A 23,098-nucleotide genomic window follows, 5' to 3' on the forward strand; every position below is an offset into this window, starting at 1 on the left:
CCGGTATGGGTCTCTTCCTTTCTCTCTTCGTTTTGCCTTGCTGTGTGCCGTTACAGGTGGGGTTTCGTACCCGATGCCTGCTGTTTCCGGAATCGTAATACGGTATTCCGTCCCCGGGGATCAGCTCCGGTATACCTCTTCGTAAATCCGCCCGAAGGCTTCGCGCAGCCGTGCCGTGTCGCGAATCAGCGCACGCAGTTCCGCCAGTTTGCGGGCGTTGTCCGATTCGGGTATCCAGAGCCGCAGGTAACCGCCTTCGGCATATTTCCGTTGCAGGTGTTCCACGCAACGGTCGAACTGCCCCTCGCGGCTGAGCGCAGGGTAGTGTGCCAGCCCGTATTGTATCGTGCGGCGGATTACGGTTTCGGGATCGATGCAGCGGTCAGCCTCGGCTACGATCCGTCCGTAAATCGTGCGCGGGGCGTGGTCGGACGAGGCCCGGTGGTCTTCGATGGCGTCGCGCATCACGGCCATCTGTTCCTCTGTGAACCGTTGCCGCATGAAGGTGTCGGCGAGGAGTATTTCGGCCGAGCGGATATGGTGCGACTCCCGTCCGTATGCCAGCCCCGTGTCGTGGTAGGCTGCGATTGCGTAGACCATGTCGGCATCCACCTCGTAATGCCCGGCAAGCACGAGGCTCTGCGCAATGACCGTGCGCACATGGTCGGTGCGGTGTGCCGCATCGAACGCCCCGTAGCGGGGAATGATCTCGGCCTCGATGTAGGCCTTCAGTTCTTCGGATGGTTTCATAGGTGCAAAAGTAATATATTTATCCGGATAGCTCGTTTGACCGGGGATACTGTAAAAAGAAACGGCCGACTGTTTCTGTCGACCGTTTCTTTTCTGTATAAGGATGCTATCCTTGTCGGTTTGTGCTGTTATTTGAACGAACGCGTGTGCTTGTAGTCTGCAGCGTACGTATTGTTCATGTAGATATGGAACGTCGCCTTTTTGCCTACGCCTTCCGAGTCGTTCAGCGTTTTCCATGAATCATCCCATTCTTCCAACTTCGAGTGGTCGAAGCGGTAGATATTGTAGAAATTCGGATAATTTCCGGGGTTGCTGTTCTGGGGCTCCCGGCAGTCGTCGCTGTAATACGCCCAACGCTCCTTGAAGCCGTCGACATAGGTGCAGATGAAATAGTAGCGGGTGTCCTTTCTTCCGTCTTCATGCGAAACGACCCATGCATAATCGGAAATACTCCATTCGCCCTGCCCCTGATAGGTCATCTCTGCCGTATCGGGTACATCATGTCCGAACCAGGGCTTGTTCCAGAGTTCCACTTTCTCGATTTCGCGCATCTTGTAGGTCATGGTGTTGAAATCCAGTGCGACCCAGTAGATACCGGCTTTCGAAACGACGTTCGTTGCCGGGCTTTCAGCGATGGCGAAGGTCATGTTGCTTGCGTCGAGCTTGTAGTAGCGGCCCTTGTCGTCGGTAATGCTGAAATCGCCCGAAGACAATTGCGTGAAGCATTCGAAAATGCTCGCCTCGCGGCCGACTTTCAAGTCGTCGCTACCCTTGGTCTCCAGGACGGGCAGTGCCTTGTTCAGCGCGATGGCTTCCTGGTTCTCGGTGGCGGAACCCTGCATGTTGACTGCGAGGGGTACTCCGAGCGAACGCTCCAGCAGGAAGAGGTCGTCATCCGTATTGTTCATATGAACCCAGAACGAAACTTTCTTTCCGTAGCCTTCCCTTTCCTTTTCATTCACTTTCCAGGTGTTATCCCACTGGTTGTTGAATGTATGGCGGAAAATGTTGTAGAACAGCGGATTCTTTTCAGCCTCGGACTTCTCCGAGTCATGGCAGTCGTCTTCGAAATGTCCCCAGAACTCGGACGAGCCGTCGGCATAGGTACAGATGAACTTGTGGCGGGAGTCCGTGTTACCGCCCTCTTTGACGTTCCATGCGTAGTCCATAATGCCCCATACGCCGTTGCCTTCGTACGTGAGTTCGGCCTTGTTGCCCGGGTTGGAAATGAAGAGCTCGACCTTCGAGATTTCCTTGAACTTATAGGTCATGTTGGAGAAGTTCACGTAGAGCCAGTAAATGCCGTCGTGTTCGACAGTTACGGCAGTCGTCGCTTCGTTGTCCTTGACGAGTTCCAGTCTGTTCTTCTCGGCCAGTCTGAAATGGCGGTTGAGGTCGTCGGTGATAATCAGTTCGCCGGCAGTCAGTTTCGTAAAGATTTCGTAAGCCCCGGCCTCGCGCTGATCCGTGTACTTGCCTTTCGCCGTGTGGATGACGCTGGCAGCGAACAGGGTGAGCTCCTTCTGTTCCTCGGTGATTCCTCCCGAAATCTTGATCTCCGAAGGCATCGGGTCTACGGAATTGATACGGGTGAGAGATACCGTGCGTACGCCGGCTTCGCTGCCGTAAATCTCCGAGTTGAGGCCGCACCAGGCGCGTACCGTCCATTTGACGGTGGCGGTTTCGCCCAGGTCTGCACCTGCGAGTGTGGCGACCGTATTTAAAGTAGAACTTGCGACCTTGGCCGAGGGTTCGTAACCGTTGTTGTCGCTGGTGAGGACATAAAGCGGCTGGCTGAAGTCCCCGTCTACTTTGTCGAACAGCAGTTCGTAGGTGATATAGCCGTTCTTGCTCGCTTTGGAAACCGCCCATTCGAAGTGGGTGGTGTTGCCGGTCTCCAGCATGATCGTCGCATTATTGCGCGGCAGGTAAAGCTGATCCGCGGGGGTGATATTGCCCGAAGGCGTCGTATCGTCGTCGCTGCAGGCGGCCAGGCCACATGCCATGGCTCCGGCGACCAGCATCATGATAATCTTCTTCATAAATCGGTTGGTTTTGACGGGTTAGAACTTGACATCCTTGATCATCCACATGGATTCGATCGCCTGCGCAGCACTGGTATATGCACCCAGCGAACCGCCTACGTCGCCGTTCATCGACGAGCGGGGCTGGTAGCACTTCACACCGAAGTAAGCCTCGGGCCAGCCTTCCGGCGTCTTGTCGATCGTCGCCCAGTAGTAGGAGGCATGACGATAGAGATAATCGTAGAGCTCCTTGCGGATTTTGCCGTCGAACGAGTCGACTTCCGTGTCGAGGATCATGCGCGTGAACCAGTGGAACATCACGGCGTGGAAGATCGAGTTGTTCTCGTCCGTACCCTCGTCGCGCGATACCATTTCATAGTTGTAAACTTCGTTCATGCGGGTTGAGGTCATTTGGCCGCGGCCCGCCTGGATGGCCTTGCGCAGGTAGCCCGTGTCGCCGGTCAGTTTCCAGATCAGACGGCCGGCTTCCATGCAGGTACCCTGCGTGTAGCTCAGCGGGGTCGAACCCAGCGTGCCGTCGGATGCCATCACGTCGATGTTCTGATCGAAGCAGGTGCAGGCCTGGTCGATGTATTCCTGGGCAGCCTCTTCGTTGCCTGCTGCGCGGCTGTACTGTGCCAGGGTCGCGGCTGCGATGGCTGCAGGGCCGTTCGTGCACTCGTTGGGCCCCAGATCCGACCATTTCCAAGGCAGCCAGCCGGACTGCGTCAACTCGTGACGGGGCCATACGCACTCGTCCCAGGTCTGTTTGGCTGCATCGTAATAGGTTTGGTTGCCGGTTGCGTCGTACATCTGGAACAAGGCGATAATGATCCAGCAGGTGTCGTCGGTGAAATCGTTGCCGAAACCCGTCGAACCGCGCCAGTTCTGATTGCCTTCGTAGTTGTTACCGCGCTTATCGTACCATTTCTGGAAATAGCCCTCGATACGGGCTTTCTCCTCGGCATCGGTCGCCTTGATACGGTTGTAGTACTCTACCATGGCAGCCATGGCGTGTGCCTGCTGCCAGTAGTTGTTGGAATTGGCACTGCCGGTCGCATTGTATTCCCTGTACGAGAACACGCCTTCGTAGCCATTGCGGTTTTCACTGCAGTAGAAGCGCTCGATGAAAGCCGTGGAGCAGGAGTCCGCAGCCTCAGTCCAATCGATCGTGTAGGGCGCGTACTGGGTGTTCCCCGTTACTTTTTCCGGCTTGGTAAGATCCTCGTATTCTTGTTCCGAGCAGGCGCCCGAGACGGCTGCTGCGGAAAGGGTCAGCATGGCAACAGTCCATCTGAATAGAGATTTTCTCATAATTTATAGGTTGATTTTAATTTTTATTCAATACTGTTTTGTTTCCGGTTCCGTGTCCGAATCCGTGCTTCGAATAGCTTTCCGCGCGTGCCGCCTTGCGGACTGCGCGGCAAAGGTTCCGGGTGGCTCCTCCCCGGAGGGAGGAACCATCCGGTATCTTGTTGCTATTTGAAGATGTATTCATGCCAGAATCCGCCTGCCTTGTTGTCTCCGTTCAGGTAAAGGTAGCAGTCGAAATCACGGCCGCAATCCGAAACGAGGAAATTATAGGTCTTGTTCCAGTCCTTATCGTTATCGTTGAAAGTATAGATGTACACCCTCAGATAGTCGGTCGTGTAGGAAGATCCCAGCGAGGACGTCGTTCCGAGGAACCATTTGTTGCCGTCGGCAGTCGTCATGTTGAAGCGGTGGCGCGTATCGTTGGAAGAGTTGACGGATATTTCGTTATCGTAGTCGAGCAGCTCCCATACGCCTTTCCCTTTGTAGGTGAGGGTCTTGTAGACGGTCGACATCGAGTTGTCTGCCCACGATGCGGCATAGTATTCGATCATGCTGACCTGAACTGCGGTGTAGGTCATCGCACTGAAGTCGATCTTGATCCAGTAGATGCCGGCCTTCAGCGTGTTGGCGGTCGAAGAGCCGTCGACGATATGCTTGATGCGGCCGTTGCTCTTGAGCGAGTAGTAGCGATCCAGTTCGTCGACTACGGTGAATTCGCCCTCCGAGATTTTCGTGAAGCATTCGTATACACCCGAACCGACTGCTTTGCCGTCGAGGTACGCCGGGATCAGCTTGATGCCTGCGGCATCCTCCACGGCTTCACCCTTCAGCATAACGGCCGTCGGCAGCGGGTCGACCAGGTTGATACGTGAAACGGTGAGCACATTGGCCTGCGTGTAGGTCTGGGCGAACAAACCCTTGCCGGCACGTACCGTCCATTTGAGCTGCCCGGTCTTGGCATTCTCGATTCCCGCCAGGGCAGCCACTTCGTTCAGCTCTTTGGCCGAGATGCTCAGCGAGGCTTTGGAGCCGGTCATCTGGCTGTTCTTAACGGCAAGCGGTGCCGAGAAATCGCCGTCCGCTTTGTCGAACAGCACTTCGTAAGTGATGTATCCGCCGTCTTCGGCAACGGAAGGTGCCCATTCGAAACTGGTATTCAATCCTTGATCCAGATTGACCGATGCATTGTCCGCGGGTGCGTAGAGCTCGTTGCCGGGCTGAATATTGAAATTCAGATCCTGGCCATCCTCCTCACAGGCGGTAAACCCGAGGGTGAGGGCTCCTGCAGCGAACAACATGATATTTTTCAATATGGTTTTCATGTGTTTTTCTTGATTGGTTAGTTAATCTCCTTTACAACTTGGCTGTTACCATCCCGGGTTCTGCGGCAGATTGGCGTTGATGTCACGCTCCTTCTGCGGAATGGGGAACCAGTATTTCATGTTGTAGGCATTCTGGCACTGGATGTTACTGCCATCGTCGAGGAAGGGGGCACCCGTAGCGCGGGTCGTGAGGTATGCGGCTCCCGTGCTCTTGAGCGACGGATTGTCGAGCAGCGCCCAGCGGCGCAGGTCGAATACACGACGGCCTTCGAGGGCCAGCTCCACGCGGCGCTCGTCGCGGATAACCTGGCGCAGGTCGCTGCTGCCCGGATAGGAGCAGTATGCGGCGTCGAATCCGGCTCGCTCGCGCAGCGGCTTGATCGTCTTGTCCCAGATGTCGGACGTCATTTTACTCTGTTCGTTCATCGATTCGGCATACATCAGCAGCACGTCGGCGTAGCGGATTTCCATGAGTGATTTGTAGGTGTTGCCCTTGCTGTCGACCATGTCGGCATTGTAGTTTTTCAGGGTATAATACCCCGTAGCCGTGCGATCCTGCGTGCCGTTGTACGAGTCGAAACGGTGCTGCTTGTCGCTGGTTTGGCTCTCGTCCGATGCCTTCGTAAAGACCTGGTAAGTGCCTTTACCCGTGCCTTCCGAGCCAGCCAGACTCAGGGTTTTTGCTTCCGGAATATCCACGGTGCAGTTGTTGTAGGCGATGGTTGCTTCGAAACGCTTGTCGCGCTTCTCGTAGTCCGTGTCATCGGCGACGCTGCCGTCGAGTTTGCGGTAGGTATCGACCAGTTCCTGCGTCGGCGACTGGGTGGTTACACCCTTGTTACCGATGGACTGGGGAACGAAAGCATTGAAATTGTTCCAGGATCTGACGATGTTGTCAATGCCTCCGAGCGTGGCGAATTCGATCGTCATGATCGACTCGGGGCCGTAGCAGCACGACTGGTCATGGAAAAGTTTCTTGTAGTCCTGTTCGAGTGCGTAGGTGCCGTACTCCGTCGAATTGATCAGCTTGTCGCACCAGATGGCGCAGTTCTCGAAATCGTTGTCATAAAGGTATGCACGTGCATTGAGCGCCACGGCTGTACCGCGGGTGTAACGTCCGTTTTCAGATTCCGGAATATCCGTGTTTTTCGGCAGTATCTCGGCCACCTCGGCAAGTTCCGAGTGGATGAACTCCTTGATCGTGGTGGCGGGTGTTACCTTGACCACGCGCGATTCGGGGAGCGTCGGGTTGGTCGTGAAGAACGGCACGTCGCCGAACCACGTTACCAGGCGCAGGTAGGTGAAGGCACGCATAAGACGGAGCTCTGCAAGCATGCGCGTCTTGAAGGTCTCGTCGATATTCATGCGATCCTGGGCGTCGAGCGCCGTGTGGATCGTACGCAGTTCCTGGTAGCACTTGTCCCATTCGTCCGAGAAGCGGCCGTTCGAGGTATTGGCCATACCCGTTACGATGCTGGTTTCGTTCGTCGAGTGGCGGCTGCCGTACACGTCGTCCGACAGCAGGTTATTGGCGAAATAGTAGTCTTGGTGCCAGCACTGGTTGTACCCCAGGTACAGGGCCGTGCGGACATTGTCCTCGATTGTCCAGAAAGTCTCGTCGGTATAGGAGGTCGTCGGGTATTGCTCAAGGCCTACGCAGCTGACCATACCGAGGGAGAGGACGGCTAATATATTTTTGATTTTCATATTCTTTCCGATTGTTTAATTGTTAGAAAGTCAAGTCGATACCTCCACCGAAGTAACGCAGGGTCGGGTAGTTGCGCACAGAGTTGTCCGCTCCGCCGCTCATGTTGTTGCCGAACGACGTGGTCTCGGGGTCTACGAACCCGTTTTTAGTCCAAGTCAGCGGGTTCTGGGTGTCGAAATAGATGCGCAGTGCTTCGCAGCCGAATTTCTTCGTCCACTTCTTGGGAAGGGTGTAACCCAGCTGGATGTTCTTGATACGCATGTAGGCACCTTCGAGCAGCATCATATCCGAACCGGTGTGCCCCCAGTTGTTCGTATCGCTTACCGAGCCCGATACTGCCAGGCGCGGCCAGCGTGCGTCGCGGTTCTGCGGCGACCAGTAGTCGAGCTGGTGGTCGAACATGGTCATCGAATAATCGCCGTGGAACGGCTGCACGAGCTCGCCGCGAACCGGGTTCTCACGCTTCAGCACGCCCTGGAGCATGATGCTGAAGTCGATGCCCTTCCATTTGACATTGTAGGTGAAGCCGTAGGTATAGCGCGGGAAGGCGTAACCCAGGTAGGTGCGGTCGTTTTCGTCGATCTTGCCGTCGCCGTTCAGGTCGACATAGCGCACGTCGCCCGGACGGAGCTGCGAACGGTCGATGCCGGTCGGCAGGGCTGCATCCTGGATTTCATCGTAGTTCTGGAAGAAACCGTTCGTTTTCCAGCCGTAGAGCGCATTGATCGGAAGGCCCTCCATGATGATGGTGCCGGCGCTGTCGGAAGTTCTGATAGCCGGGGTTCCGTAGCGGACGACCTCGTTCTGCGAGTCGGCGAGGTTGAGCGAGAAGTTGTGCTTCCAGTCGCCGCGAGAGAGGTTATAGTTGATGGTAAGCTCCCAGCCCTGGTTGTCGAGGATACCGCGGTTCTCCTTGGCGATCGAGGCACCGAAGGTTCCGGGGACGATCGGGGAGAGAAGAATATCTTCCGTACGCTTGTAGAAGTAGTCGAAGTTGACGCTCAGGGTATTCTTGAAGAACGTCGCATCCACACCGATGTTGAAAGTCTTGGCGGTCTCCCACGTCAGCAGTTCGTTACCCATGGTGAACATCAGACCCTGAACCGGGACACCGTTGAAACCGTAGGCGTTGGCCCAGGTGCCGTAGGTGGTCATGAAATCGTAATCGCCCACATCCTGCTGGTTACCGTTCAGACCGTACGAAGCACGGAGTTTCAGGTCGCCGACACGGTCGCGGTAAGTCTGCATGAAATTCTCCTGCGACATGCGCCAGCCCAGCGATACCGAGGGGAAGAAGGCTCCGTTGCGCTCCTTGAGGAACTTCGAAGACATATCGTAACGGGCGGTGAATTCGAAATAGTAGCGGTCGTCGTAGGAGTATCCGGCGCGACCGAAGAACGACTGCAACGCACGGCGGTATTTGCTCTGGGACGACAGTTTGGTGCCTTCCGTAGCGATCGAGCCGTCACCCGGCTGGTCGATGCTGTTCATACCCTGGCGGGCGGCCGTGATGTCATAGCCGATCTCCGATTCGTCCGACCAACCGAACAGTCCGGTTACATTGTGCTTCTCCTTGAACGTGCGGTTATAATCCAGCATCAGCTGTGCGGTGACGAACGTGACTTTCTTCGTCCAGTCGTCGGCTTCGCGCTTGGTGTTGCCGCCGGTCGAAGCGGTCGAGATATCCGAGTGTTCGGCGCCGTTGTCCACCACATACTGGTAGGTCTTGTGGGAGGTGAAACGGTGCTCGTGGCGGACTTCACCGCCAAGGACGGCACGGGCTTTCAGGCCTTTGATGATCTCGAAATCGGCCGTAAAGGTACCGGTGAGGTATTCGTGGTCGTTTTTGTTGATGCCACCGCCCATAAGGCCGGCCAGCGGCGATACGGAATAGCCGCCGTACTTATAGTTGTTGCCGAAGAAGATTCCGTTCTCCTCGTGGCGGTTGAAGTAGTAGTTCGGGAAACGGATGAGGTCGGCGAAGAGGAAGCCTTCGTTGGCATCCGACGGGGAATTGATCTCCGAACGGGTGAAACCGACGTTGGCGCCCAGTTTCAGCCGGCCGAATTCGGTCGTCAGGTTCGAACGCAGGTTATAGCGCTTTACGCCGTAATCGGGGCCCACGTAGTTGGACTCCTGGTCGAAGTAACTGGCCGAAAGCATGTAGGTGGTGGTCTTCGTACCGCCCGTGACGCTTACGTTGTAGTTCTGCTGGAGCGCGTTCTGCATGGCCTGCTCTACGGCAGCCTCGCAGTCCCCGTGGTTGTAGAAATCCTGGATTTCGGCAGCCGTGAAGAGCGGTTCGCGGCCGACGTTGCTCAGGGCCTCGTTACGCAGGATCGCGTTGCGGTAGGTCGGAACGGCCTTGTAGAGGATGTCGGGGTTCTCGATACCGACTTTGGCGCTGAACCGGATCTGCGGAGCCATCTCCTTGCGGCCGTTCTTGGTCGTGATCAGGATGACGCCGTTCGAGGAACGTGCACCGTAGATGGCGGCCGAACCGGCGTCCTTCAGGATGTTGATCGACTCTATGTCGTTCGGGTTGAGGTCGTTCATACGGCCTGCGTCCGGCTGGGGAACGCCGTCGATGACTACCAGCGGGGTGTTGTTACCCATGGTGTTCACACCGCGGATCGAGATGTTCATCTGGTTGTCCGTCGGGTTGAAATTCTTGGTCTGGATGATCAGGTTGGCTGCTGCACCCTGCAGTGCCTGCTGGATGTTGGCTACCGGGCGATTCTCGATTGCCTCCGACTTCACGGTCGAAACGGCCGAGATGATGTGGCGCCGCGTCGTCGTGCCGTAACCTACGACTACGACTTCATCCAGATAGCCCGAATCTTCTTCGAGCGTTGCCGCAATGGCGGTGCGCGTGCCTACCTGCATCGTTACGGTTTTGTAGCCGAGGAACGAAATCTGCAGTTCGTCGTTGTCGGTTACACCCGAAAGGGTGAACTGGCCGTTGGAATCGGTCGCGGTACCGTTAGCCGAGTTTGAAATCATGACTGTGGCTCCCACGACGGGCAGGTTGTTCTGGTCGACGACCGTACCCGTGATCGTTCTTTTGGTGTCTTGGGGTGCCGCCTGGACAGCTTCGAGGGCAGCAACGCACAAAAACAACGCAAGCGCCCGCTGCAACCAGCTTCCGGCTGTCATAAAAATGGATAAATTTTTCTTCATAAAGATTGGTTGGTTTTGTCCATAGTAGATGAATGATGATTGAAAATGAAATTCCCCCATATGCACGATTCGTACATATATATAATAGAAACCTCAGGGGAAAGGAGTCATTTTGGCATAGGCTTATACGATTTTAGGTTGTTTTTAGGTTTATGATTTGTTAAAAGTATCTTTCAACACGTTAAAATTGCAATTCAAATATAGAGGATTTCCCCCCCCCGTTAGGTACGAATTTGAGCATTTGTAGTACGTTATTGTGTCCCGTGTATAAAACCCAGGGCATTTTTAAGAATCCTCCGCGGGGGAAGTCCGATTCTTCTCATTTTTTAATATTTCGGTATCAGATTTCATAATTATCCCCTCGCAAGCCGTTCCATATGGCAGCAGAAGGGCTTTTTTTGAAGTATGTATAGGTGTCTCCCGATGTTTCCGGATCGGTATATGCCGCCTTGTCGGAGGCTGGTTGCAGCAATACAGATTTATGCCGTGCGGGATAACCGGAACGATGTGAAGAGGCTTTGGAGACTGGTAGCGGGGCGGATTGCGGCGCGACTGGGGCTGTTGTTGCCGGATGTGGGGATTGGGAGCCCGGCCTCGGGGGGGGAGACGCTTCCGGAATGAAATAATCGCTCCCGGAAAATCTTATTGTGTTAAAATCTGCATATTATGCGGAAAAAAGTTATATTTGCTTATGAAAAATGATTTCCAACCTATCAAATCTGACATGAAGCAGGAGCGTGACAAGTTATGTTACCTGACGATCGGGGATAAGGACGAGAAATGGGGCGTTGTCGTCACGACGATCGGGTACCAGTTTATTCCGCCGGGGACGAAGTATCCGTTGTCGGCCCATCCGGACAACTACTCTTTCATGCCCCGCGGCGGACGGATACTGAACGAATACCAGTTGGTCTATATCACCAAGGGTTCCGGGTATTTCGCCTCGCAGTCCTGCCCCGAGGCGCCTGTGAAGGCCGGGACGGTGATCTCGTTGTTTCCCGGGGAGTGGCATAGCTACCATCCCGACGATGAGACCGGCTGGGACGAGTACTGGGTAGGTTTCAAGGGTGCCTATATCGACGACAGGGTAGCGAACCGCTTTTTAGTGCGCGAGCAGCCGTTGCATAATATCGGGATAAGTTCGGGGATCGTGAGTCTCTATGAGGAGATCCTGCAGTTGGCGTCGGCCGAAAAGGCGGGGTGCCAGCAGATGATGTCGAGTATCGTGCTGCACATCCTGGGCTCCATCTATTACAAGGAGCGGAATAACTCCTATGCCAATACGTTCATCCTCGAGAAAGTCAATGCCGCGCGGGAGCTGATGAAGGATGTAGATAACCCCCGCGATGTCGAGGCGATCGCCCGGGAACTGGGGGTCAGCTATTCGTGGTTCCGCAAGACATTCAAGGAGTACACCGGGATATCCCCCGCGCAGTACCAGTTGCAACAGCGGCTCCTGAAGGCCAAAGAGATGCTGACGGGGACGGATATAAATATATCGGATATCGCTTATGCCTTGAAGTTCGTGAATACCGGGCAGTTTTCTACTTTTTTTAAGCATAAGGAGGGCGTCACTCCGTCCGATTTCAGGAAGCGTAACAGCTGGAAATAATCCCGCTGGCTGCCCCCCCCCTCCGGCGGGTGAGAGGCTTATGGCCCTTCCCGTGGCGGGAATCGGGCGATTGTGTGTGGATTCTGTCGCGGATAAGCTGTCGTTGTGTGCCGGAGCTTACCGGTAAGAGAGCCGTAGATAAAAAAATCCCTCCGTTTTGCGGAGGGATTTTTACCTGTGATAAATTTGCGGCCGGCAGGCCGTGTGCAGCCTGTCCTACGGGCGGGGTTCTTATTTCGCGTACGATACGGCGCGGGTTTCGCGGATCACGGTGATCTTCACCTGGCCGGGATAGGTCATCTCGTCCTGGATCTTCTTGGCGATATCGTGCGACAGCCCTTCCGACTCCTGGTCGGTGAGTTTGTCTGCACCGACGATCACGCGCAGTTCGCGGCCGGCCTGGATCGCATAGGTCTTTACGACGCCGGGGTACGAGAGGGCGATGTCCTCCATCTCCTTCAGGCGCTTGATGTAGCTTTCGACCACCTCGCGGCGGGCGCCGGGGCGGGCACCCGATATGGCGTCGCAGACCTGGATGATCGGTGCGATCAGCGAAGTCATCTCCACTTCGTCGTGATGGGCGCCGATGGCATTGCATACTTCGGGTTTCTCCTTGTATTTCTCGGCGAGTTTCATGCCGATGATTGCGTGCGGCAGTTCCGGTTCGTCGTCGGGTACCTTGCCGATGTCGTGGAGCAGGCCTGCGCGGCGTGCCGTCTTGGGGTTCAGCCCCAGCTCGGCGGCCATGATACCCGCGAGGTTGGCCGTTTCACGGGCGTGCTGCAGGAGGTTCTGGCCGTAGGACGAACGGTATTTCATTTTGCCGATCATGCGGATCAGCTCGGGGTGCAGCCCGTGGATGCCGAGGTCGATCGTGGTGCGTTTTCCGACTTCGACGATCTCCTCTTCGATCTGTTTCTGTACTTTGGCTACGACCTCCTCGATGCGTGCCGGGTGGATGCGGCCGTCGGTTACCAACTGGTGGAGCGCCAGGCGGGCGATCTCGCGGCGGACAGGGTCGAAACCGCTGAGGATGATGGCTTCGGGGGTGTCGTCTACGATGATCTCGATGCCGGTCGCTGCCTCCAGTGCCCGGATGTTGCGGCCCTCGCGGCCGATGATGCGGCCTTTGACCTCATCGCTTTCGATGTTGAAGACCGTCACGGCGTTCTCGATGGCCGTCTCCGTGGCCACGCGCTGGATCGAAGCCACGATAATCCGCTTGGCCTCCTTCGTGGCGGTCATCTTCGCTTCCTCGATGGTTTCGTTCACATAGGAAGCTGCCTCGGTCTTGGCCTCGGCCTTCATGTTCTCGATGAGGATGTTCTTGGCATCCTCCGAGCTCATGCCCGAGATTTGTTCCAGCCGCATGTTCTGCTCGCGCATCATCTGGTCTACTTCCTCCTTCTTGTGCTCGAGGATTTGCAGCTGGTTCTGCATCTGCTCCTTCAGGCGCTCGTTCTCGCGGAGTTTGTTCTCCAGCTCGCGCTGCTGGTTCTGCAGGTTGCCCTCGATCTGCTTGGCGCGCTGTTCGCTCTGGGCGATCTTCTGGTTGCGTTCGTTGACCTGGCGGTCGTATTCGCTTTTCAGCTGTATGAACTTCTCTTTTGCCTGGAGGATTTTCTCCTTTTTAATCATCTCCCCTTCGGCCTCGGCCTCTTTCAGGGCGGCTTCGCGCCGCTTGCGGATCGAGGTCTTGGCTACGAGGTTCGTGACGACCGCGTAGATTCCGACGGCGGCCACGGCAGAGATGCAGGCAACCAAAATGGTGGTATACATGTTTTTGTTGCTGTTTTGAATTTGTTATTATAGGGTTTGTTGTAGTGCATAAAAAAAACCGCATAGGATTCCTTAGTCTTGTTTGACGAATCTGCAGATAAGTCATGTGTGGGGGCTCCGACAATCGCAATCTTCCAACGGTACGCCGTAGCATACACCCCGAAGGGTCAAGGCCTGATTTTGAAGCGCCTTGAGTTGCCCCAATTTAAAAAGTGTTCAGTTTCGCAAAGCTGTAAGGAATCTATGCGGGTAGATTTTTCCTTCGTATGTTAAAGAACCTCGTTTTTTACGGTTTGCCCGGGCAAATCCCGTGCCTGGCCTTTACCCTCCGTTACCGTTGCAGGGTGTTGAGGTAGGCGTCGAGCTCTTCGCCGAGCCGCCCCAGATGTTTCAGGTCTTCGTCGCCCAGTTCGCGGCTTTGCCGCATGTCGACGTTTGCAATGGCGAATTTCAGTGCGGCCATCGACAGGTAGTCCTGATCCGTCCAGTTCTTGAAGTTGTTCTGTTTTATCGCCGCGAGGTAGTTGTTCACCTCCCGTTCGGCAAGACGGTATACCTCCTCCTTTTCGCTTTCGATGTTGAGCGAATAGCTTTTCCCGGCTATCTTGAGGGTTATCGCCTGTTGTGCCATGTCGTTTTTGTTTCGTTTATCTTGCTGCCTCTTATTCATCTGCGGCCCGGGTGCTGGTTGCGGCGTTACTGCCGGTTCGCCGTCCCTTCCCGTTATTCGGGCCTTCCGAGCAGTGCGATGCATTTGTCAACCTCCCGCATAAGACGGTTGACGCGCGCCCGCGCTTTCTCCCGGTTGCGGCTTTCACCCGCCAGTCCCTCCGTCAGTTGCATACGTGACAATTCGCCGTCGAGTTCGCGGATGCGCTCCTGCAAAGTCCTGTTTTCGGCTTTCAGGTTGTCGCGCTGCGCCGTCAGTTCCGCACACGATTCCGACAACCTTTTGTGGTCGTCGATGAGCTGCCGGATACGGGCTTCGATATTCGTTATCACGCTTTTTTCGGCCATTGGGTCTCGGGTAAAGTCCGATTTACATTTCAAAGGTATGAAAAGGAACGCTAAAAAACAAATTTTATTTCCTGACGGCCTTTCCGTAAAGGTCGTAATCGGCGGCGCCGTCGATCCGTATTTCGTAGAAATGCCCCCGCAGAAGACGCCGTTCCGCAGCCGGGATCAGTATCTCCTGGTCGACCTCGGGCGAGTCGTATTGCGTCCGTCCGACATAGTAGTCGCCCTGCCGCGAATCGATCAGAACCCGTTCCGTGCGGCCTACGCGGCGCAGGTTGTTTTCGCGGGCGATGTCGTTCTGGAGCGTCATGATGCGTTCCACGCGCTGCTGCTTGACCTCCTCCGGGACGTCGTCTTTGAGTTCTTGTGCCGAGTAGGTGCCCTCCTCCTCGGAATAGGCGAAGACCCCGAGGCGTTCGAACCGTACGTCCCGTACGAACTGTTCCAGTTCTGCGAAATCCGCTTCCGTTTCACCGGGATAGCCGACCAGCAGCGTCGTGCGCAGCGCCAGGTCGGGGATCGCCCCCCGCAATTTTTCGACCAGCGCATAGGCTTCGGCCTTGGTGTGGTGGCGGTGCATGGCCGAGAGTTGTGCGTCGGAGATGTGCTGGAACGGGATGTCGAGGTATTTGCAGATCTTGGGCTCGGATGTCATGGCTTCGATCACCTCGTCGGGGAATGCCGTGGGGTAGGCGTAGTGGAGGCGTATCCACCCGATACCGTCGATGCGGCACAGGCGGCGCAGCAGTTCGGCCAGGCGGCGCTTCCCGTAGAGGTCGAGCCCGTAGTAGGTCGTGTCCTGCGCAATGACGATCAGTTCCTTCACGCCTCCGGCCGCGAGTTTGCGCGCCTCCTCCTCCAGTTCCTCCATCGGCACGGAAACGTGCCCGCCGCGGATGAGCGGGATGGCGCAGTAGCCGCATTTCCAGTTGCAACCCTCCGAGATTTTCAGGTAGGCATAGTGCCTGGGCGTCGAGAGGTGCCGTTCGGTGGCCAGGGCCGGGTCTTCGGCGGCTCCCAGCGCCCGGGCGATGCCGTCCCATGTGCGGGCGCCGAAGAACCCGTCCACTTCGGGGAGTTCGGCGCGCAGGGAGTCGGCATAGCGTTCCGAGAGGCAGCCGATGACGAACAGCCGCTCGATCTTGCCGGCGTTTTTCGCGGCCGCCGCGCGCAGGATCATGTCGACCGACTCCTGTTTGGCGTCGCCGATGAACCCGCAGGTGTTGATGACTACGACCTTGGCGTCCGTGCGGTCGCTGTCGAAAAGGACTTCGTAGCCTGCCGCCGCGAGCCGTGCCATCAGGTGCTCGCTGTCGACCGTGTTCTTCGAACAACCGAGCGTTATGACGTTGATCTTTTTCATTCCGTATCTGGTTTCCGCTGCAAAAGTACGAAATAATCCCGGAATCGCCGCCAGCCGCGGCGGTTTCCCGTGCATAAAAAGAGGATGCGGCCCCGAAGCCGCATCCTCCTTCCAACTAAATTAAACCAACCTTTACCACATGACGTTTATCGTATAGGCCTCGATGCCGTTTCCGACCGATATCGGGGCAACATCCGTAAAGCCCCAGAAGCGTTCTTCGGCGAGCATGAAGATCGTATACGCGCTTCCGGACGCGACGTTGTAGACCTTGAATGAACCGTCCGTATTCTGTACTGCCGATTCGAGCGCTCCGAGCAGGTCGTTCTTGACCGTGCCGATCATCAGCATGTTCATATTTTCGCGCTTGAGCGTGTTCATGACGCCGTTTTCACCGCCGAAGGCGTTGATCTGCTCGTTCGTTTCGAAGCGTACCGTGCGGAAATTGATGTCGTAGGCGATGTCCACGGTGCCGGTCACGGTGCCGTTTTCATCCTTGTCGGTGCGCGTACCTTCCATCAGCGGGGAGAAGCCCGTGACGTAGCAGCCTTTGCCGCAGGCCGTGGCCTTGACCGAGCGGGTCGGCTGGTTGAAGAAAAGCGTGCTGCCCTTGTAGGTCGTCCTGTTGGTCAGCCCGTTGAAGGCGAAGGCCGTCCAGCGGTAGGTGTTGATCGAGATCTGCATCACCTTGTCCAGGTTGGCGTTGTCCGAACGGTCGAAGACCGTGAGCCATGCCTCTTCGCGGCTTTTGAGCGTGTTGACCATGTAGTTGTTGAGAGCCGTGTAGTCGGCATCGCCCGTAATCAGCGCCCCGTCGCTCAGGCGGCTGACGAACTGGATCCTGGCGTTGAACTTGTCGGACGGCTTGGCGACCACCGAACTGAGCGAATACTCGTAATCGTCCGAACAACCGGTAAATACCGGGGCTGCCATGGCGAGCGCGAGCAGTGCTGCGAGATATTTTTGTATGTTTTTCATATTTTCGACTTTTGTGAATTCGACGAACTGCTATTTAAGTACCAAGGTGGCTGTGATCGGGTCATGGTCGGAGAGCGATGCCTTGCCATTGGCGGCAGGGCAGGAATGGGATTTGAAATCATGGCCCGTCCATCGACCTTTGGGGAAAGCAAAGATGTGGTCTACCCAAGACACCCCGATGTGGTCGCCTAAATTTCTGAATTCAGGAAGCACGTTTGTTCCCCATCCGACGTTCAAGTCTCCCATCAGGATTGTCGGGTATTCGGGATTGTTCAGCCCGGCTTGTGTTACAACATTTTGTTCCTGCTGTTGGATGACCTGATCTATTCCGCAATGGTCGAAATGCGTACAGATAATGCGCACGATCTGTCCGTCCGAATCGGAGGTCGGTACCAGAATGTCGATGTAGCCCATACTTCGCTGGTCATAACCATACAGATAATATTCATAGCCTGTATTCCACTGGTAGTTGCCCTCGCCTTTGGCATGTTTGTAGGGATGCAATGCGGAGAAGGAACTTACGATCGGGTATTTCGAGAGGATGCCGTTGCCGTAGAACCCTACGTCCTTGGGATAGGACATGATGAAGTAGGGGTACATGTCCAGGCGGGACGCCAGTTCGGTCAGTTTCTCCTTGCCCATACGGCTGGTGCCGGTCTCGAGCTCGTTGATGCAGACGATATCGGGATTCTGGGCCTTGATCAGGTCGACGTACTCGTCGACGATGAAGTCGATCTGGTTGGACTTGTCCGTCATTTCGAACGACAGCACGTTCCAGTCCAGTACTTTCAGTTGTACGGTTTGCGCCTTCGCCGCAGCCGTCGTAAGGAGCAGGCCGCATAAGGCACCTGCACGGATGATATGTTTCAACAGTTTCATATTCGGTAATGATCTTGGTTGTTTACTAATAACCTTGGTTCTGGGTCAGGTTCACCGTGCCGTTGAATGCCGTTACGGGGATCGGGAAAACCTGGTTGATGACGGGATCGAACGTGCGCCCGTTGTCATAGTTGCTCGGCGCGTCGATGACCACCTGCTGCAGGTCGTAATCCCAGTGCGAGTTCACGCGCTGCGTGGGTTTGGCGTAGGTCTCCTTGGCGTCGCCCCAGCGAACCATGTCCAGGTGGCGGCTCGGCATGAACTCGAACGCCAGTTCGCAGCGGCGCTGGTTCTTGAGCTCGGCTTTGGTCGCCGGGCTGTTCTCCGGGAGACGGGCGCGTTTGCGGATGCGGTTGAGCAGTTGTTTGGCTTCGGCGTCGCCTTCGCCGTTCTTCCAGATCAGCGCCTCGGCTTTCATCAGCAGGACGTCGGCGAAGCGGATGAGGCAGGTGCCGAGCGTGTTGCTGGCGTTGTCGCCGTTGGAATTCACCTCCTTGCCTTTGCAGTCGGCCTCTTCCCACGGGGAGAGGAATTTGCGGAACGACATGCCTGTATCCGAGGAGATCGAATAGGAGTTGCTGCCGAATACGATGTCCCGGCCCATGAAGCGGATCGTCTGCCCGGGGTAGATGATCGTCGCGTCGCGGCGGGTGTCGCCCGATTCGAATGCGTTCCACAGGGAAAGGGTGGGCTGGAAATAACCCCAGTGGTTGTACAGGCCCCAGCCGCCGTTCTGGAAGGACATGCCGTGAAATTTCGGGCCGTCGACCGCGTTGCCCAGCAGCGAGAAGATATATTCGCAGCCGAAATTCTGCTGCTTGCGCCAGAGGTTGGCGAAGGCCTTGTCCGTGCCGTCGTCGAACAGTTCGCGCTTGTCGGCGCCGGTGAGTCCCATCACCTTGTCGCACATTTCGATGACCGTGTCGTAGTATTTGGCGTCGAACTGTGCGGCATAGAGGGCTGCGCGTGCGGCGAGGGCCCAGGCTGCGGCCTTGTGGGGCATGCCGTACTCTTCGGGTGCGAGCTGCGAGAAGAGAGGCAGGCGTTTGCCGGCTTCGCGCAGGTCGCTGATGATCTGGTCGTAGTTCTGCAATACGGAGGCCGGGCGCGGGCTGTCCATGGCTGCGGGCTCCGTCGTGTCGAGGATGATCGGGATGCCGCCGTTGGGGCCGTTGTCACCGTAGTAGGGCGAGAGCCACAGCATGGCGAACCCGCGGAAGAAATAGGCGGTGCCGGTGGCTTTGGTCTTGAACGCGTTGTCGAGGTTCATCGTCGGGACGACCTTGATGATGTTGTTGGCCTTGGCGTTGACCTCGTACATGATCTTCCAGTTGTTCTTCACGTCGCGGCCGTTGCTGGGCGACATGCGGAAGTTGCGGATGTCTTCGGCTTCGCCCTGGGGACGGCCTACGGTCATGTCGTCGCTGCAGCATTCGAACCACGTGATGCCGCGGCCGGTGACGCCCTCGGAGTCGTTCGTGTTGAAGGAGAAGAGGGCGACGAGCGCTTTCTCTACGTCTTCCTGGGTCTCCCAGTCCGTCTTGGCTCCGTATTTCTTGGTGTCGAGGAAGTCTTCGCAGCTCGCCAAAAGGGAACAGCAGAGGGCGAGGCTGGCTATTATCAATATCTTTTTCATCGTTATTGTAGTTTGTGTTGGTTAGAAATTAATGTTCACACCGAAATTGAAGAAACGCGATACGGGGTAAACACCGCGGTCGATACCGTAGTTGCCGACCTCGGGATCGACGCCCGAATAACCGGTGATCGTGCATACGTTGTCGACGCTCATGTAGACGCGCAGCGAACCGTTCTCCATTCCGACGAAGCGGCTGACGCTCTTGGGCAGCGTGTAACCCAGCGTGATGTTTTTCAGGCGCAGGTAGTCGCCGTCCTCGAGGAATATGTCGGAGAATTTGCTGTAGTTACCGTTCGTATCGCTGCCCGTTACCAGGCCCAGGCGGGGGTATTTGCTCCCCTGGGGGTTGAAGTCCCAGCTGTTGTATACGTCGGAAATGAGGTTGCCGTAGTCGTTGCGGCCGTTCATGGCCATCTGCTTGAGGCCGTTGTAGACCTTGTTGCCGGTCACGCCCTGGAAGAAGAAGCTGAAGTCAAAGCCTTTCCAGTTGAGCGAGCCTCCGAACGAGAAGGTGTTCTTGGGGGTGTAGGAACCTGCGAAGGTCTTGTCGTCGTCGTTGATCACGCCGTCGTTGTTGGTGTCGATGAAGATCAGGTCGCCGACCTTCGCGTCGGGCATCAGCAGTTTCGCTTCTCCGGTTTCGGGGTTCTTGTAGATGTACTTGTTGATTTCGTCCTGCGAACGGAAGATGCCTGCTGTGCGGTAGACCATGAACGAATACCAGGGTTGCCCTGCGTCGGAGTAGAGGATCGGGTTGCTGTTCAGGTTGGGCGAGGTGTGCATCACGGCGCCTTTGCGAACTCCGTATTCGCGTACGTAACCCTTGTTCGTCGAGAAGTTGCCCCAGACGTTGTAGGTCAGTTTGCCCTGTGCCGCGCTGCCGTTGTAGTTCACCGAGAATTCCCAGCCTTTGTTCAGCACATTGCCCATATTGCCCATGGGAGGATCCGCCACGCCGATCTGTTCGGGGGTGGGAATGTAGTCGATCAGGTCTTTGGTTACCTTGTGGTAGTAGTCCACGCTGATGTTCAGTTTGTTCTTGAACATCGTCAGGTCGAGACCCGCACTGGTCTGCTCGGTGGTTTCCCAGCGGGCGGAATAGTTGGGAATCGTGTTGAGGTAGGTTCCCTGGAGCAACTGGTCGAGGTTCTGGCCGAAGATGATCGGGTATTGGTAGTTCAGGAGCTCGACGGTGGCGACGTTGTTTGGATAGAGGTCGACATTACCGATGCGGCCCCAGCCTGCGCGGAACTTGACCAGGTCGAAAACCTTGTCGAGGCCTGCATTCCGGAAGAATTTTTCGGACGAGAGTTTCCACGATCCCGATACCGAGGGGAACCAGTCGTAGTTCTTGCTCGCAGGCAGCTTTGAAGAGGCGTCGCGGCGCACGCTGCCCACCAGGAAATAGCGGTCGTCGAACGAATAACCCAGGCGGGCCAGGAACGACACCATGGTCTGTTCGTATTTGCTCTCCTTGGGCGTGTTCGAAGTCCAGTCGTTGGCCTGATCCCAGATCGAGCTGTTGATATCGTTGTCGGGATACCCTCTCGAATATACTTTCCGGCTGTGCAGCCTCTTGAAGTCGGCCGTGAAGCCCGCCATCGCGCTGATGTGGTGCCGGCCGAATACCTGTGCATAGGTCGCGATCGTCTCCGAGAGCCAGTGGTTGTCCCGGTCGAAGAACTGTTCGCGGTAGTTGATGTCGCGCCGCAAACCCTTCTCCGTCATGGTGGGGTAGAACTCGTCGGACTCCTTGTTGCGCAGGTCGATGGTGAAGTCGGACTTGATCGTCAGCGACGAGATGGGCTTGATTTCGATCGAGGTCGTCGAGAAGATTTTGTGCTCGGGGTATTTGCGGTGCATCCTTTCGAGGTATGCTACCGGGTTGTAGAGCATCGGCGTGCCGTTCACGTCCGCCCACTCGGGGCTCGTACCGCCGTAATAGCGGTTGCCCTTCTCGTCGCGGGCGTATGTCCCGTCCTCGTTCATCTCGTAGACCGAGGCTGCGCGCGGATACCATACGGCGCCCATGATCGGGCCCTGGTGGCTGGTGTCCACGTTGCCCTGTCCGTTGGATACGACGAACGACGCACGCTCCGAAATCTTGAGCCAGTTGGTGAGTTTGAAGTCGGTCTGCAATTTGCCGTTGAAGCTTTCGCTGTACGTGTTGAGCAGCACGCCGTCCTTCTTGTCGTAGGATACCGAGAAGATGGACTGTACCTTCTCGCTGCCGCCCGAGATCGTTGCGGCGTAGTGCTGCGTGAAACCGGTCTGGAAAATCTCGTCCAGCCAGTCGGTGCGGGTTACGTTGCCCCAGGGATATACCTCGGGGTTGGCGGCGCTGGGAAGCTGGCTGCCGGGATTGTTCTCCACGGTTCTTGCCCACACTTCGTTGTATTGTTCCGCCGTGAGCATGTTCGGCAGGTTGGTCACTTTCTCGAAACCGAGCGAGACATTCACGTCTACGCGGAGCTTGCCGCTCTGGGCCTTCTTCGTCGTGATGAGGATGACACCGCTCGAACCTACCGACGCTCCGTAGATTGCCGCCGAGGCGGCATCCTTGAGTACGGTGATCGTTTCGACGTCCTCCATCATGTAGGGGGCGTTGGGCACGCCGTCCACGACGACAAGTACGCCGTCGCCCGAGGTCGGGTCGTCGTCGTTGCCTTTCGATCCACGGCCGCGGATCGTGAACGAGGCGGGTTTCATCGGGTCACCGGTCTGCTGTACGGTGACGCCCGGCATACGGCCCTGGAGGATGGTCGCCAGGTTCGAGGCGCGGCTTTTGGCCGCTTCGTCGAGCTTGACGGTCGTCACGGCCATCGAGAGGTCTTCCTTGCGCTGCGAGCCGTAGCCGATGGCTACGACTTCGCCGATCATCGTGGCATCCTCCTCCAGCGTGACGTCGATCGCGGTGCGGTTCATGACTGCGACGTTCTGGGGTTTGTAGCCGATGAACGAGAAGCCCAGGGTCGCGTTGCCGCTTACGGAGATCTGGTAATTGCCCTCCGCGTCGGTCGTGACGCCGTTGGTCGTCCCTTGTTCTATGACCGAAGCGCCGATGAGCGGTGCGTGGCTGGTGTCGGTCAGACGCCCTGTGACCGTGACGCGGTCTTGCGCTTGGGCCGGATGAATGAGCAGGCACAGCAGCATACTCATCAGAAGAAAGCGGACGATGCCCCTGTTCTTCTCCGAAGTAGTCAAATTCATTTTCATAGAGTTAAGGTTAATATTAGTATTATATAAGTATAGAGGCTCGGTTTGCACCGAATAGGTCGGCTTGATTTATTAAAATATTTTAAATAATCACGGGTGTTTGTCGTCGATTTGTAATATGTGGAAATTCGATATTCAAAATTATGTATATCGAAATTCTTGCTGGGCGTGGTTTGCGTATTTGAATCCTCAGATTGCGTATAATTGACTTCCGCGTACGGGTGATCCGGATGAACCGGACACAAAAAAGGCGACAGGCTCCGATTTCGGAGCCTGTCGCCTGATACTTATATTGTTACTGTGTGTCGTCCGTTGTTCCGGCG

At 56.3% G+C, this 23,098-nt stretch carries 15 protein-coding genes; 1 reads left to right on the forward strand and 14 read right to left on the reverse strand.

The window, feature by feature from the left end:
- Positions 1-120: 120 nt before the first annotated feature.
- The 6 genes from DW189_RS10180 to DW189_RS10205 form a co-directional block, all read right to left on the reverse strand.
- Positions 121-750, reverse strand: coding sequence for an HD domain-containing protein (locus DW189_RS10180; protein WP_117507985.1), 630 nt, complete (start codon positions 748-750; stop codon positions 121-123).
- Between the two features lie 128 nt (positions 751-878).
- On the reverse strand, positions 879-2,792 hold the full coding sequence (locus tag DW189_RS10185) for a SusE domain-containing protein (RefSeq protein WP_117507987.1): 1,914 nt from the start codon (positions 2,790-2,792) through the stop codon (positions 879-881).
- A gap of 21 nt (positions 2,793-2,813) precedes the next feature.
- Positions 2,814-4,088, reverse strand: coding sequence for a glycoside hydrolase family 76 protein (locus DW189_RS10190; protein WP_117507989.1), 1,275 nt, complete (start codon positions 4,086-4,088; stop codon positions 2,814-2,816).
- Between the two features lie 164 nt (positions 4,089-4,252).
- On the reverse strand, positions 4,253-5,410 hold the full coding sequence (locus DW189_RS10195; RefSeq protein ID WP_117507990.1) for a SusE domain-containing protein: 1,158 nt from the start codon (positions 5,408-5,410) through the stop codon (positions 4,253-4,255).
- Between the two features lie 45 nt (positions 5,411-5,455).
- A complete protein-coding gene (locus tag DW189_RS10200; RefSeq protein WP_117507992.1) occupies positions 5,456-7,117 on the reverse strand; it encodes a RagB/SusD family nutrient uptake outer membrane protein in 1,662 nt (553 codons plus the stop codon).
- A 22-nt stretch (positions 7,118-7,139) separates the two neighbouring features.
- Positions 7,140-10,298 (reverse strand): SusC/RagA family TonB-linked outer membrane protein, encoded by a 3,159-nt coding sequence (locus DW189_RS10205; protein ID WP_220398832.1) that lies wholly within the window; start codon positions 10,296-10,298, stop codon positions 7,140-7,142.
- Between the two features lie 691 nt (positions 10,299-10,989).
- On the opposite strand from DW189_RS10205, the gene DW189_RS10215 reads away from it, so the two are divergent.
- Positions 10,990-11,910: an AraC family transcriptional regulator gene (locus DW189_RS10215; protein WP_390613306.1), complete on the forward strand. Its 921-nt coding sequence runs from the start codon at positions 10,990-10,992 to the stop codon at positions 11,908-11,910.
- Positions 11,911-12,141: 231 nt separating this feature from the next.
- Here DW189_RS10215 and rny read toward each other — a convergent pair whose 3' ends face one another.
- The 8 genes from rny to DW189_RS10255 all read right to left on the reverse strand — a co-directional run bounded on the left by rny (position 12,142) and on the right by DW189_RS10255 (position 22,775).
- Positions 12,142-13,689 (reverse strand): ribonuclease Y, encoded by a 1,548-nt coding sequence (gene rny / locus DW189_RS10220; protein ID WP_018696740.1) that lies wholly within the window; start codon positions 13,687-13,689, stop codon positions 12,142-12,144.
- 331 nt (positions 13,690-14,020) lie between these two features.
- Positions 14,021-14,320, reverse strand: a complete 300-nt coding sequence (locus DW189_RS10225; protein ID WP_055203954.1) for a cell division protein ZapA — start codon at positions 14,318-14,320, stop codon at positions 14,021-14,023.
- 92 nt (positions 14,321-14,412) lie between these two features.
- Complete coding sequence (locus DW189_RS10230; RefSeq protein WP_022333718.1) at positions 14,413-14,706, reverse strand: hypothetical protein; 294 nt, start codon at positions 14,704-14,706, stop codon at positions 14,413-14,415.
- Between the two features lie 64 nt (positions 14,707-14,770).
- Complete coding sequence (gene rimO / locus DW189_RS10235) at positions 14,771-16,069, reverse strand: 30S ribosomal protein S12 methylthiotransferase RimO (RefSeq protein WP_117508000.1); 1,299 nt, start codon at positions 16,067-16,069, stop codon at positions 14,771-14,773.
- A gap of 132 nt (positions 16,070-16,201) precedes the next feature.
- The gene (locus DW189_RS10240; RefSeq protein WP_055211570.1) at positions 16,202-17,044 is read right to left on the reverse strand and encodes a hypothetical protein; all 843 of its coding nucleotides are present in this window, start codon (positions 17,042-17,044) and stop codon (positions 16,202-16,204) included.
- A 30-nt stretch (positions 17,045-17,074) separates the two neighbouring features.
- Positions 17,075-17,923, reverse strand: a complete 849-nt coding sequence (locus DW189_RS10245; protein ID WP_022333721.1) for an endonuclease/exonuclease/phosphatase family protein — start codon at positions 17,921-17,923, stop codon at positions 17,075-17,077.
- Between the two features lie 25 nt (positions 17,924-17,948).
- Positions 17,949-19,559 carry a RagB/SusD family nutrient uptake outer membrane protein gene (locus DW189_RS10250; protein ID WP_022333722.1) on the reverse strand — a complete coding sequence of 537 codons (1,611 nt, stop codon included), beginning with the start codon at positions 19,557-19,559 and terminating at the stop codon, positions 17,949-17,951.
- 21 nt (positions 19,560-19,580) lie between these two features.
- The gene (locus DW189_RS10255) at positions 19,581-22,775 is read right to left on the reverse strand and encodes a SusC/RagA family TonB-linked outer membrane protein (protein WP_022333723.1); all 3,195 of its coding nucleotides are present in this window, start codon (positions 22,773-22,775) and stop codon (positions 19,581-19,583) included.
- Positions 22,776-23,098: the final 323 nt, after the last annotated feature.

Origin of the sequence: Alistipes sp. AM16-43, assembly GCF_003435745.1 — a bacterium.
Classification (GTDB): domain Bacteria; phylum Bacteroidota; class Bacteroidia; order Bacteroidales; family Rikenellaceae; genus Alistipes; species Alistipes onderdonkii.